10 protein-coding genes and 1 tRNA gene are annotated in these 13,589 nt (G+C 71.0%); 10 read left to right on the forward strand and 1 reads right to left on the reverse strand.

The genetic code is table 11. From position 1 onward, the window contains the following. From ACGFML_RS10745 to ACGFML_RS10765, 5 genes are all read left to right on the forward strand, one after another. Positions 1-129 (forward strand): hypothetical protein, encoded by a 129-nt coding sequence (locus tag ACGFML_RS10745; protein ID WP_393542185.1) that lies wholly within the window; start codon positions 1-3, stop codon positions 127-129. Between the two features lie 83 nt (positions 130-212). Continuing rightward, positions 213-1,085 carry a DNA primase gene (locus tag ACGFML_RS10750; RefSeq protein ID WP_393542187.1) on the forward strand — a complete coding sequence of 291 codons (873 nt, stop codon included), beginning with the start codon at positions 213-215 and terminating at the stop codon, positions 1,083-1,085. A gap of 2 nt (positions 1,086-1,087) precedes the next feature. Then, complete coding sequence (locus ACGFML_RS10755) at positions 1,088-2,563, forward strand: ATP-binding protein (protein WP_393542188.1); 1,476 nt, start codon at positions 1,088-1,090, stop codon at positions 2,561-2,563. Between the two features lie 541 nt (positions 2,564-3,104). Then, on the forward strand, positions 3,105-3,302 hold the full coding sequence (locus tag ACGFML_RS10760) for a helix-turn-helix transcriptional regulator (protein ID WP_393542190.1): 198 nt from the start codon (positions 3,105-3,107) through the stop codon (positions 3,300-3,302). Beyond that, positions 3,302-4,696, forward strand: a complete 1,395-nt coding sequence (locus ACGFML_RS10765) for a tyrosine-type recombinase/integrase (RefSeq protein ID WP_393542192.1) — start codon at positions 3,302-3,304, stop codon at positions 4,694-4,696. The genes ACGFML_RS10760 and ACGFML_RS10765 overlap by 1 nt, the downstream gene beginning before the upstream one ends. 168 nt (positions 4,697-4,864) lie before the next feature. On the opposite strand, the gene ACGFML_RS10770 is transcribed toward ACGFML_RS10765, so the two are convergent. Further along, positions 4,865-4,937 (reverse strand) — tRNA-Arg (locus ACGFML_RS10770). 312 nt (positions 4,938-5,249) lie between these two features. Between ACGFML_RS10770 and ACGFML_RS10775 the strand changes: the two genes are divergently transcribed. The 5 genes from ACGFML_RS10775 (at position 5,250) to ettA (ending at position 13,589) form a co-directional block, all read left to right on the forward strand. Continuing rightward, a complete protein-coding gene (locus tag ACGFML_RS10775; protein WP_393542725.1) occupies positions 5,250-7,046 on the forward strand; it encodes a dynamin family protein in 1,797 nt (598 codons plus the stop codon). Continuing rightward, a complete protein-coding gene (locus tag ACGFML_RS10780) occupies positions 7,043-9,358 on the forward strand; it encodes a GTPase (protein WP_393542194.1) in 2,316 nt (771 codons plus the stop codon). Before ACGFML_RS10775 ends, ACGFML_RS10780 begins: the two co-directional genes overlap by 4 nt. A gap of 148 nt (positions 9,359-9,506) precedes the next feature. Next, positions 9,507-9,983 (forward strand): single-stranded DNA-binding protein, encoded by a 477-nt coding sequence (locus ACGFML_RS10785; protein WP_393542196.1) that lies wholly within the window; start codon positions 9,507-9,509, stop codon positions 9,981-9,983. Between the two features lie 299 nt (positions 9,984-10,282). Continuing rightward, positions 10,283-11,671, forward strand: a complete 1,389-nt coding sequence (locus ACGFML_RS10790) for an LAETG motif-containing sortase-dependent surface protein (protein WP_393542198.1) — start codon at positions 10,283-10,285, stop codon at positions 11,669-11,671. A 253-nt stretch (positions 11,672-11,924) separates the two neighbouring features. Continuing rightward, positions 11,925-13,589 (forward strand): energy-dependent translational throttle protein EttA, encoded by a 1,665-nt coding sequence (ettA, locus tag ACGFML_RS10795; protein WP_393542200.1) that lies wholly within the window; start codon positions 11,925-11,927, stop codon positions 13,587-13,589.

A 13,589-nucleotide genomic window follows, 5' to 3' on the forward strand; every position in this document is an offset into this window, starting at 1 on the left:
GTGTACGAGGACGACGACTTCACCGACTGCTGTGAGTGCGGCGCCGAGGACGCCACCGAGTCCTATCCGCACTGCTGCGGCTGCGGGGCCGACGGCTCCAGCGAACGCCCCGACTGCAACTGCGAGTAGCAACGGCTAGGGCGGGCCGCAGTCATTGGCGTGAGGCGGCCCGCCCTGGTCTCCAGCTCCAGCATGAAGAGGAGACATCCAGCATGACCCAACCGACCGACATCCGGCGACACCACCGGGCCGAGCATCTGCGAACCGCGTTGGACCTCGCGGCGGCCGACGTGCCGGCGTTGCCCCTGAGCGGAGGGAAACGCCCCTTCGGCAACTGCCCGGCCTGCGAGAAAGGTGCTTGCGGCGACCGCCCGCACATGAAGGCCGCTGGATCCTGCCGCTGCCCGCAGCCGTGCCACGGATGGGCCGCCGCCATCACGGACCCCGCCGTCCTCACCTCCCCGGCCTGGGCCCCCGCCTGGCGGCAGGCCGCTGCCGTCGCCTACCACCCCGGCGGGGCCGGGCTGACCGTCGTGGACCTCGACAACATCGACGCTGTCACCTGGGCCCGCTCCACGCTCCCCGCCACCCGCACTGTGCCAACAACGCGCGGTGAGCACTGGATCTACCGGGGTGCGATGCAGTCCGCGAACGCTGTGCGGCCCGGCGTCGACATCAAGTCGCTTATGTCATACGCCCGCTGGATCGGTCCCGGAACCGGCACCATGACTGATCTGCCCGGCGTCGTGCGTGCGCTGGTAGTGAAGGAGCCCTCCCCGGTGCAGCCTGGGCGGCTTGCCATCACCGTGCCCGCGCTCGCCGGGGGCGGGGCGTGCTGTCATCGCTCGCCCGCCTACCTGGACCGTGGCATTGCCATGGCGGAGCAGCGCATCACCGAGGCCAGCAGCGCGGTCCACGCCACCGTGTACCGGACGTTCCTCGCCGTGCTGTCCGCTCATGGTCGGTGCGGCTGCCTCACGGACGTGCACATCTCGCGGCTGTTCACCGCTGCTCAGGCCAAGGGCGAGTCGCCGCGGCACTGCACCGACGCGTGGGCCAACGCCCGTACGCGGTTGGGGCTGTAGCCATGTCCGACGACGAGAAGACTCCGGCCCGCGAGGTCATCACCGACTACGCGCAAGCGCACTTCCGGTACTTCCGCACCGCTGACGGAACCGTGTTCGCCCAGCAGAACGGCCACCCTGTGGCGCGTCCGATCCGCTCACAGGGCACCTCGGGCAGCCACCGGCAGGAACTCATGATCGGCCTCTTCAACGACGGCTACGGCGTGTTCAACGGAACCGCCCTCAAGGAGGCGCTGGACTTGATCGAAGCACTCGCGATGACCCAGGATGTACAGCCCGTCCACATCCGAGTCGCCCCCGGATTCGACGGAGCCACGTGGCTCGACCTGGGGCGCAGTGACGGGCAGTCCGTACGTATCCACCCCACCGGCTGGGACATCTGCACCCCCGACCCGCAGGAAGTCTGCTGGCGACGCACCCAGCTCACCGGGGAACTTCCCCTGCCGGCCAAGGACACCGACGGCAAGGGCATCGATCTGCTGCTGAGGCTGTGCAACTTCGCCAATGCCGAGACTGAATGCCTGGCCCTCGCCTGGCTGATCGGCTGCCTCGGGCCGTCCGTGCCCGTCCCCGCCCCTTTCCTCACGGGCCCTCAGGGTGCAGGCAAGTCCACCGGAGGGCGGATGCTCGTGCGGATCATCGAGGGCATGAGTGGTGATCTGCGGCGCGCTCCGAAGGATGAGGAGAACCTGATCGCGGCTGTGGCGGCCGGTTGGGTCACCGCCTTGGACAACCTGTCCCACCTGGCGCCGGACCTGTCGGACCTCATGTGCTGCATCGTCACCGGGGCCGAGACCATCAAGCGCGCCCTGTACACCGACGGCGACGTGGTCCGCGCCCGCTACCGCCGCCCCCTGCTGCTGACCGGCATCGACGTGGGCGTCATCCGCCCCGACCTCGCTGAACGCCTCCTCCCGCTCCGCCTGGAGCGCCCTGGTGTCCGCCGGACCGAGGCTGAACTGTGGCGCGACTTCGAAGAGGCGCTGCCCGTGATCCTCGGGTCTCTCCTCGACCTCACCGTCAAGGTCCGTGCGGCTGAGGCAGACATCCCCACGGATCTCCGGATGGCCGACTTCGCGCACCTGTGCGCGCAGCTCGACGCGGCGACCGGCCTGGGAGCTCTCAACGCCTACCGGGTCAGCCTGGATGACCTCAACGACGACGTGATTGAAGGCGATCTCCTTGCGCAGACCGTGCTGCAGCATGCCGCCGGTCTCACTGCAGGCGCTCCGATGCGGATGACGTCCTCCGAGTGGTTGCACTGCCTCACGGGCCTGTACGGAGGGGACGACTGCCGTCCCCTGCCCAAGGGCTGGCCCACCACAGGCAAGGTCCTCTCCGACCGCCTCAAGCGTCTTCAGCCGACTCTCGCCGCTCGGGGCGTCCTGATCGACTGGGGCCGCACCAAAGAGGGGCGCTACATCGAGATGACCCGACGCCCGGCCCCGCCGCCACATCAGCAGGCGTCGATGCTCTGACTGGCGCAGCCACAGCGGGGACAAGCAAGAAGAGCACCGGCCCGCACCGCGCGCGGGGTGCTCTTCTTGCTGTTCGGCGGCCGCGCCGCCGCCCGATGGTCGCGCCGCGAAGCGGCTCCTTCTTCATGCTTTGAGGCTCACCACAACAGACACCCACACCCTTCTCTTTTCCTAAGAGAAGGGACGCTGCGTCACCCGCGTCACCCCAGGGGCGGAACCAGCCCTTGACCTGCCACGACAGAGGTGACGCAGGACGGCTGCGGTCGCGTCACCCCGCGTCACCCGCGTCACCGGTGACGAAAGTCAGCGTCACCAGGTGACGCACCCCAAACCTACTGCGTCACCACTAATCCGCAGGTCAGGAACACGAATGACGCAGATGACGCGGTGACGCAGAATCCCGCCCCTCGGACAGGCGCAGGCCAGTGCGCCGGCGAGCCCTCTGTCCACAACCAGACCCACACAAAGCGGATGTGGCGACTGGCGCTGTCGTCACCCGCATGCCCAAGCCGCACTTTTCGCCCCCAAGGAGGGGAACTTGATGGCCAGCATTCCCAAGACTCGCGCCATGCTCACCGTCCCCGAGCTGTGCGTGGAGCTCGGCATCACCCGCTCCACCTTCTATGACTGGCGCCAGAAGCAGCGGGCTCCCCGCTGCATCAAGCTGCCGAACGGCGGCATCCGCGTGCGCCGGGTCGACCTTGAGATCTGGCTGAACGAGCACGAGGACGCTGCTTGATGGACACGACGTATGACGTGAAGTTCTGGAAGACCTCCGTGTACGAGGGGAAGAGGAAGACCACGTACACGGTCCGTTGGGAGCTGGAGGGCACGGAGTGGCGGAAGCCATTCGGCACCGTCGCCCTCGCGGACTCCTTCCGGGCGGGACTGGTATCCGCTGCAAGGAAGGGGGAGGCGTTCAACCTGTCTACCGGGCTGCCGGTTTCGCACCTGTCCCGCGCGGCTGGCGTGACTTGGTACGACTTCGCGATCCAGTTCGTTGACCAGCTCTGGGAGCGGACTTCCGGGAACAACCGGAAGATCGTGGCGAAGGCGCTCACGCCCGTCACCATCGCCCTGCTTCGGTCCCACCCGACAGCGTTCAAGGGGGTCGACGTGCGCCGGGCTCTCCGTGAGTACGCCTTCAACACCCTCCGGCGGGACAAGGCCCCGCCGGAGGTTGCCGTGATCCTGCGCTGGGTGCAGCGGAACTCGCCCGCCATGGCTGCGTGGGAGGACGAGAACACCGTGGAGACGGCCTTGCGCGCGGCCGGGACCAAGCTGGACGGCACGCCCGTGGCTGCCAGTTCGGCCCGACGGGCCAAGCGCGTCTTGAACGTCCTCTTCGAGTACGCCATCAAGAAGAAGGTGCTCAAGGAGAACCCGCTCCCGAAGGGCAAGGGCGCCACCGTGGCTAAGACCTCCTCCGCTGTCGACAAGCGGTCACTGCTCAACAAGGAGCAGGCCTCAAAGTTGCTCGGCTGGGTCTATGCGCGGCCGAGGGGAGGCCAGCGGCTACACACCTTCTTCGCCACGATGTACTACGCCGCCGCCCGGCCCGAGGAGGTCGTGGCGATCGATGTCGGGGACGTACGACTGCCCGACGCGGACGCCGACGACCAATGGGGCGAGTTGCTGCTCCACACCGCCCACCCCGAGGTCGGCAAGCAGTGGACGAACACCGGGGAGGTACGCGAAGAGCGCGGTCTCAAGGGGCGGGCCGCCGATGACACCCGTACGGTGCCCTGCCGCCCCGGGTTGACGCGGATCCTCCGTGCCCATATCGAGAAGGAAGGGCTGAAGCCCGGCGATCTGCTGATGCAGGGAGAGAAAGGGGGAGACCTGGCCGGGTCCGTGATCAGGCGAGCGTGGCGGCGGGCCCGGAAGGAAGTACTCACCGCTTACGAATTCGGAACGCCCCTCGGTCGTCGTGTGTATGACCTCCGGCACACCTGCCTGACCAACTGGCTCAACGCCGGCGTTCCGGCCGCGACCGTGGCCGAGTGGGCGGGCAACAGTGTCCCCGTGCTGCTGGCCACGTACGCCCGATGCATCGACGGGCAGCTCGACGACCTGAAGCACAGGATCGAGGAGGCGGGGGAGCTGCCGGATCCGGCAGTCTCGGGGGCCTGAAAACTTCTCCGCGTATTCTCCGCAGCCACCCGCAGAAACTCGGTTTCAGCCGGACACCGTCGGACGTGCCCCACCCCCGTCGAGGGGCGCGTCCGACCCCTGCGCACCTCACTGGAAATGGGCTCTGACCAGCAAAAAGACCCTCCCCGTAGGAAGGGTCTTGAAGAGCGCCCCCGGCAGGACTCGAACCTGCGGCCAAGTGCTTAGAAGGCACCTGCTCTATCCACTGAGCTACGGGGGCCGGATGGTGGACGTGGATCACGGGCCGCGGACAAGGATAGGGGCCCGGGTGCCTCGCACCTGTTGCTTCACCTCCGTGGCACGTTGTGGAGGTTCGGTGAAGCGATCCCGATAATCGCAGGCAGGTACGAATCCTGCATCGCTTTTGACGTCTCGCGCTTCGCATGTTGTGCACTCGTTATGCCTGCGTCTCAGTTGTCCCGATCGTCTCATGGGTCACTCATCCCGTTCTGTACGGGTTCTTACGGGGCACACACAGGGTTATACGCTTCAAAAAGCCAACGAAATTGGGCATTCTGCACATGTGGCGACCTTGGACGTACGACCCCGGCTCATCGAAGCACTGTCCGTACTACGCGACCGCGTCGACGCCGCACGCTTTCCGCTACCGCTGCGGGGCGCCCCCAGGGCCCGGCGGAACCGGGCCGAACTGCTCGCTCAGCTCGACGACTATGTGATCCCACGGCTGCGTGCGCCGCAGGCCCCGCTGCTCGCCGTCATCGGCGGGTCCACCGGGGCGGGCAAGTCCACGTTGGTCAATTCGCTGGTCGGGCGGCGGGTCTCGGAAGCGGGGGTGCTGCGGCCGACGACGCGTACGCCGGTGCTGGTGTGCCATCCCGACGATCACCGCTGGTTCGCCGGGCAGCGGGTGCTGCCGCAGCTGACCCGGGTGTGGGTGCCCGAGCAGGACGACGGCGGGTACGGCGAGGGGGCGTCCCAACGGTCCCCGGGAGAGGCGGAATACGACTACGAGGCAGAGGCGGCCGGAGCGGGCGGCCTGTACGGGGGCGGCGCCGACTCGGGGCTGCCCACCGTGCGGATCGAGACGGACGCCGCACTGCCCAGCGGGCTGGCGCTGCTGGATGCCCCGGACATCGATTCGCTGGTCGCCGGCAACCGGGAGCTGGCCGCGGAGCTGATCTGCGCCGCGGACGTCTGGGTCCTGGTCACCACGGCCGCCCGGTACGCGGACGCGGTGCCGTGGCATCTGCTGCGGACGGCCAAGGAGTACGACGTCACCCTGGTGACGGTCCTGGACCGGGTGCCGCATCAGATCGTCACCGACATCTCCGCCCGGTACGCCGAACTCCTCCAGCACGCCGGCCTCGGGCACGTCCCCCGCTTCACCATTCCCGAGTTGCCCGAATCGGCCGGTGGTGGGAGCGGTCTGCTGCCCGCCACGGCGGTTGCCGCCCTGCGCGACTGGCTGGAGCGGCACGCCCAGGACCCGGTCGCCCGCAGCGCCGCCGCGGACCGTACCGCCTCCGGCGTCATCGCCTCGCTGCGCAGTCGGCTGCCCGCGTTGGCGGCGGCGGCCGCCGCCCAGCACGCCGCCGCGCTGTGTCTGACCGGCCGGGTCGAGGAGGCGTACGAGCAGGCCGCGGAGCGGGTACGGCGGGAGGTCGCGGCCGGCGAAGTGCTGGCCGGTGACGCCCGTGCGCACTGGCACGACCACGGGCTCGGCGGGCGGCCCGGGGAGTTGCTGGACGCGCTGACGCACGGGCTGACCGCGCTGCTGGCCTGTGCCGTGGAGGAGGCCGACGAGCGGGCCGCGGAGGCGTGGCGGCGGGATCCGGCGGCGGCGGAGGTCGCGGCGTCGGCGGCCGCCGGGGCCGCGGGAGCCGGCGAGCGGCTCGGGGTGCTCGTGCGGCGCTGGCGGCGGTGCCTGGAGGAACTGGCCGAGGAGGAGAGCGGCGAGGCACGGGGCGGGCCGGGCGGTGAACGCCTGGCCGCCACGGCACCGGAGGAGGCCGCCGCGCTGCTGGCCACGGCGCTGCTGGGCGGGCGGCGGGCCCGCACGGCGGGCGAGAACCTCGCCGAACTGCTGGGTGCGCAGGCCGCGCTGCGGCTGTGCGACAGGGGCAAGCTGCTGCTGGCGACGTACCTGGGGCGGGCCCTGGACAGCGAGCGGGAGCGGCGGCTGGCCCCCCTGGACCGGGTGGCCGTGCCGCCCGGTCAACAGGCCGACCTGATCGCCGCGTTGTCCGTGTTGCAGCGGGAGAAACAGAACGAGGCACGGGACGAGCACCGGAGCGACACGCGGCAGGAGGGCGAGGAGGAAGGCGGGGCGGAGCAGGCGCGGGCGGTGGAGAGGGTGGTGTCCGGGTGAGCGGTGAGACCGAGGTGGGCGTGGTGGGTGCGGAGGGCGGCGGGGTGGATGCCATGGAGCCGGCCGTGGGCGGGACGGGCGCCGGCGGCGCACCGGACGACGGGCCGGGCGGCGACGGTGCGCAGGGTGCGTGCGCGGGCGGCCACGCACCGGGAGAAGCGCAGGACGGGGGCGACGGCGCCCGCGGCGCGTGGGACGACGGACTGATCGCGCGCCGGGTGCGGGCGGCGGACGGTGCGGACGCGGGGGAGCGGCGGCGGGTGTTCGCGCCGCGCGGCAGTTCCGCGGCCGAGCGGCACGCCGAGGCGTTGTCGGTGGCGGACGCCGCGCGGGACGCGGGAGGTGATGCGGCTCCGGTGGGCGACGGCTCGGCGGAGGGTTCGCCGCCCCCCGGAGAGGCCGGCGAACCGGTGGGCGGCCTGGACTACGGCGCGCCCCGCGGTGCGTACGGCATGGACGGCGGCGCGTCCCGCGGCGCGTACGGCATGGACGGCGGCGCGCCCCGCGGTGCGCACGGCATGGACGGCGGCGCGTACGGGGGTGCGTCCAACAGGGCGTCCAACAGGGCGTACAACGGGGCGTCCAACGGGGCCTACGGCGATGCCTACGGCGCTTCCTCCGGTGCACGCGCGTACCGGGAGCCGTTCGGGCGGGCGCCGGAGGGCGCCCGTGGGGCCCGGACCGCCGAGCTGCGGTCCCGGCTGGACGCCCTGCGCGAGCTGATCGCGTTGTCGCGGGCCCGGCTGGACGGGGAGACGCTCGCCGAGGCGGGGCGGGTGCTCGACGCGGCGGGGGAGCGCTACCGGCTCTCGGGTGAGCACACCGTGGTCGCCCTCGCGGGAGCCACCGGGAGCGGGAAGTCGTCGCTGTTCAACGCGCTGGTGGGAGCCGGCCGTTCGCAGGTCGGGGCGCGGCGGCCGACGACCTCCGAGGCGGTGGCCTGCATCTGGCCGGGCGGCCCGGTGGGCGCCGACGGGCTGCTGGACCGGTTGGGGGTGCCGCACTGGCGGCGGCACCTCGCGCTGGACTGCACCCCCGAGCTGAGCGGGCTGATCCTTCTCGACCTGCCCGATCACGACTCCTCGGACACCGAGAACCGCGCCCAGGTGGACCGGATGCTGGAGCTGGTGGACGCGGTGATCTGGGTGGTGGACCCGGAGAAGTACGCGGACGCCGTCCTGCACGAGCGGTATCTGCGGCCCCTGGCGGGCTACGCCGAGGTCATGTTCGTCGTGCTCAACCAGGTGGACCGGCTGCCCGGCGACGCCGCGGACCAGGTGGTGGACGATCTGCGGCGGCTGCTGGACGAGGACGGGCTGGCGCTGGGCGAGCACGGTGAGCCCGGGGCCGCGGTGCTCGCCCTGTCCGCCGCGACCGGCAGCGGCGTCGCGGAACTGCGGGACGCGCTGGGCCAGTTCGTGGCGGAGCGGGGCGCGGCGGACCGCCGGTTGGCGGCGGATGTGGACGCGGCGGCGGAGCGGCTGCGCCCGGTCTACGTCGCTCGGGCCCGGGTCGCGCTGACGGAGCGGGCCCGCGCGGAGTTCGAGGACAGGCTGGCCGACGCGGTGGGCGCGGTCGCCACCGGGTGCGCGGTGGAGCGCGACTGGCTGCGGCATGCCGAGCGGGCCTGCGGCTCGCCCTGGTCCCGGCTCCGCATGCGGCGGCGGACGGCGGAGAGGGAGCGGTCGGCCACCACCGCCCATGCCTCCCCTGCGGTGGCCGGGCCGCGGCAGCCGGGGACCGCCGGCGCGGCCGGGACGCGGCCGGCGGACGGCCGTGCGGCGGCGCGGCCGGTGGTGGAGCAGGCGGTACGGGCCGTGGCGGGCGAGGCGGCGCACGGGCTGCCGGCGCCCTGGGCCCTGGCGGTGCGCGAAGCGGCGGCCCGGGGCGCGCAGGGCCTGCCGGAGGCCCTGGACAAGGTGACGGCCGACACGGAGCAGTCCCTTCGCGGCGGGCCGGCCGGGCGGCCGCGGTGGTGGACGGTGGCCGCCGCGCTGCAGGGGCTGCTGTTCGTTCTACAGGTCGTGGGTCTGCTGTCGCTGCTGGGCGTGGTGACCGGTGTGGTCGACCCGGCGGCGTGGTTCTCGGCGCTGCTGCCCGCGGTGACCGGGTCGCTGGGCTGCCCGGTGTTGGCGTGGCTGTGCCGGGCGGCTGCCCGCGGCCCGGCCCGGCGGTACGGGCAGGAGGCCGAGCGGCGGTTGCGGAACGCGGCGGCCGGGTGCGGCCGCGCCCGGGTCCTGGAGCCGGTGGCGGCGGAGCTGTTGCGCTATCGCGAGGTGCGGGAGCAGTACGCGGTGGCGTCGGGCGCGTAGCCCATTCCCCCTGCCGGGTGGCCGGGTTGTCCACAGCCCGGTCACCCGTCCACAGCCCCCGGCGGCTCCCTTCGATTCCGTGCAGCATGGAATCCACGCGCCGAACGGCGCGCGGAGCAGCGGGGCGGGGAGCGGGGAGGCGGGTCCGGTGAACGACACGATGGTGACGCTGGTGGGGAATGCCGCGACGGCGGTGGAGCACCGGCTGACGGCGGCGGGGGTGCCGGTGGCGCGGTTCCGACTGGCCACGACGGTCCGGCGATACGACCGGTCGCGGGAATGCTGGACCGACGGGGAGACGAGTTTCTATACGGTCCGGTCCTGGCGCGGCCTCGCGGACAACGTCGCCGCGTCCGTCGCGGTCGGCGAACCCCTGGTGGTCCAGGGCAGGCTGCGCGTACGAGCCGGGGAGCAGCCGCCCGACCGGGGTGGACAGCGCTGGCTGTCGGCGGAGGTCGACGCCGTGGCGATCGGCCACGATCTGGCCCGGGGCACCGCTGCGTTCCGCCGGGTCACGCGGGTGCGTACGGAGCCGGCGCCACCGCAGCGCGGGGCGCCGGACGGGGGCCCGGACGGCGTCCCGGCCGCCGAGGACGCCAACGCGACCCGGGAGCGGCCCGGCTGAGAAAGCGTCAGTGCCTTCGTACGAGACGGGGTGCCGGTGCCCTCCGCGCCCTTACTTGCCCCCCAGTGCCCGGATAAGTCCCGGGGATTTGTCGATAATGCAAGGTCGGGGTGCGTGGTGTCGGTAACGATTTCGATTCGGATCGCTTATGGGATGCCATTAGTGGGGACCGTGATGCGCCTGCTCCATAGGATCCGACGAGTACTCACGGGGGCTGACGATTTCGGCTGTTGAGTCCTTTGGATCTTTCCGGCGAGGCACCCTCCTCCATACGACCGCCTCGCCCAGAGGGGAATTTCATGCTTTCGATGAAAAGGCGGGGCGCAGCCCGTCTTGCCGCCGCGGTCGTGGCCTCCGGCCTGTTCGCGGCGGGCGCGATAGCCACCGCGGGCACCGCCGCGGCGGATGACGCACCCCCCGCTCAGGGCGGTGCCACCGCGACGCTGGGCGGTCTCAAGACCTTCGACCAGGCGGTCGTGCACTCCGACGGGCAGGACCAGCGCGTCGGCGCGGGGCTCTTCGAGATGTCGGTCGACAACGGCGGCACGCTGCAGACCTACTGCATCGACATCCACAACCCCACCCAGCAGCAGGCGAAGTACCAGGAAGTGCCCTGGAGCGCCTCGTCCCTGCACAACAACGGGGACGCGGGCAAGATCCGCTGGATTCTGCAGAACTCGTACCCGCAGGTGAACGACCTGGCCGCGCTGGCCGGCAAGGCCGGCTCCGGCGCGCTCACCGAGAAGACCGCCGCGGCCGGCACCCAGGTCGCCATCTGGCGCTTCTCCGACCACGTGAAGGTGGACGCGGTCGACCCGGCGGCCGAGAAGCTCGCCGACTACCTCGAGAAGAGCGCGCAGAACCTCGCCGAGCCCAAGGCCTCGCTGACGCTGGACCCGCCGGCCGTCTCCGGCAAGTCCGGCAGCCGCCTCGGCCCGGTGACCGTGCACACCAACGCCGACAGCGTCACGGTCTCCCCGGCCGCCGGCGTCCCGGCCGGCGTGAAGGTCGTGGGCAAGGACGGCAAGCCCGTCACCAGTGCCGCCAACGGCACCCAGCTGTTCTTCGACGTCCCCAAGGGCGCCGCCGACGGCAGCACCTCGGTGACCGCCCAGGCCGCCACCAAGGTCCCGGTCGGCCGTGCCTTCACCGGTATCGGCGAGCACGCCAAGAGCCAGACGCAGATCCTGGCCGGCTCCAGCGAGTCGACGGTCTCCGCGGCCGCCACGGTCTCCTGGAAGAAGCAGGGCGCCATCCCGGCGATCACCGCCCAGAAGAACTGCTCCAAGGGCGGCGTCGACGTCACGGCCAGCAACAAGGGCGATGAGGCGTTCCGCTTCCAGCTCTCCGGCAAGGACTACGAAGTCGCGCCCGGCAAGTCGCAGACGGTGACCGTGCCGGTCGCCGAGGACCAGCCGTACGAGATCACGATCAAGGGTGCGGGCGGCTTCAAGAAGACCTTCTCCGGGGTCCTCGACTGCAAGACCGCCGGCAGCGGCGGCACCAAGCCCTCCTCGAAGCCCAGCCCGGCCCCGGCCGGCGACACCACCGGCGGTCACGGCACCGACCTCGCCGAGACCGGCTCCAGCAGCGCCACCCCGGTGATCGCGGGCGTCGCGGTGGCCCTGGTCCTGGTCGGCGGCGGCGCGGTGTTCTTCCTCCGCAAGAAGAAGGCCGGCGCCCAGTGACGCAGGCGGTCACCGCACCGTGACGCCGAGCGACCGTCCTCCGGTCGCACGGTGACCGGACGGTAGCCGGCGAAGCACCAGACGGCCCCGGAGCGTGCCTGCGCTCCGGGGCCGTCGGCATACTCGTTTCCTTCTGGGCGTGGCTGTACGGCAAGATGGATGTATCTGCCCTCGCCCGGCCACGCCGCACCACGGCCCAGGCGGCGGAGCCGCACACAGACCTGATAGATCCAAAACTGCCGGACGGTTTCTCTTGGCTGAGTACATCTACACGATGCGCAAGGCGCGCAAGGCGCACGGCGACAAGGTCATCCTCGATGACGTGACGCTGAGCTTCCTGCCGGGCGCGAAGATCGGTGTCGTGGGTCCCAACGGCGCCGGTAAGTCCACGGTGCTGAAGATCATGGCCGGTCTTGAGCAGCCGTCGAACGGTGACGCGTTCCTCTCCCCGGGCTACACCGTCGGCATGCTCCTGCAGGAGCCGCCGCTGGACGAGTCCAAGACCGTGCTGCAGAACGTGCAGGACGGCGCCGCCGAGATCATGGGCAAGCTGCACCGCTTCAACGAGGTCGCCGAGCTGATGGCGACCGACTACTCCGACGCGCTGATGGAGGAGATGGGCAAGCTTCAGGAGGACCTCGACCACGCCAACGCGTGGGACCTGGACACCCAGCTGGAGCAGGCCATGGACGCGCTGGGCTGCCCGCCCGGCGACTGGCAGGTCACCAACCTCTCCGGTGGTGAGCGCCGCCGCGTCGCGCTCTGCAAGCTGCTGCTGGAGTCGCCCGACCTGCTGCTGCTCGACGAGCCCACCAACCACCTGGACGCCGAGTCCGTGCAGTGGCTGGAGCAGCACCTCGCGAAGTACCCCGGCACCGTCGTCGCCGTCACCCACGACCGGTACTTCCTCGACCACGTCGCCCAGTGGATCTGCGAGGTCGACCGCGGCCGCCTGCACCCCTACGAGGGCAACTACTCCACGTACCTCGACAAGAAGGCCTCCCGCCTCAAGGTCGAGGGCCAGAAGGACGCCAAGCGTGCGAAGCGTCTGAAGGAAGAGCTGGAGTGGGTCCGCTCCAACGCCAAGGGGCGGCAGGCCAAGTCCAAGTCGCGTCTGGCCCGTTACGAGGAAATGGCCGCCGAGGCCGACAAGATGCGGAAGCTGGACTTCGAGGAGATCCAGATCCCGCCGGGCCCGCGTCTGGGCAGTGTCGTCGTCGAGGTCGAGAAGCTCAACAAGGCGTTCGGCGAGAAGGTCCTCATCGACGACCTGAGCTTCACCCTGCCCCGTAACGGCATCGTCGGCGTCATCGGCCCGAACGGCGCCGGCAAGACCACGCTGTTCAAGATGCTGCAGGGCCTGGAGACCCCGGACTCCGGCGACATCAAGGTCGGCGACACCGTCAAGATCTCCTACGTCGACCAGAGCCGCGAGAACATCGACCCCAAGAAGACCCTGTGGGCCGTCGTCTCCGACGAGCTGGACTACATCAACGTCGGCCAGGTCGAGATGCCCTCGCGGGCGTACGTCTCCGCCTTCGGCTTCAAGGGCCCGGACCAGCAGAAGCCGGCCGGGGTGCTCTCCGGTGGTGAGCGCAACCGCCTCAACCTGGCGCTGACCCTCAAGCAGGGCGGCAACCTGCTCCTCCTGGACGAGCCGACCAACGACCTCGACGTCGAGACCCTGTCCTCGCTGGAGAACGCGCTGCTGGAGTTCCCGGGTTGCGCCGTGGTCGTCTCCCACGACCGCTGGTTCCTGGACCGCGTCGCCACGCACATCCTGGCGTACGAGGGCGAGTCCAAGTGGTTCTGGTTCGAGGGCAACTTCGAGTCCTACGAGAAGAACAAGGTCGAGCGTCTCGGTGCGGACGCGGCCCGTCCGCACCGCGCGACGTACAAGAAGCTGACCCGGGGCTGA

This window comes from Streptomyces sp. NPDC048650 (assembly GCF_043199095.1).
Taxonomy (GTDB): domain Bacteria; phylum Actinomycetota; class Actinomycetes; order Streptomycetales; family Streptomycetaceae; genus Streptomyces.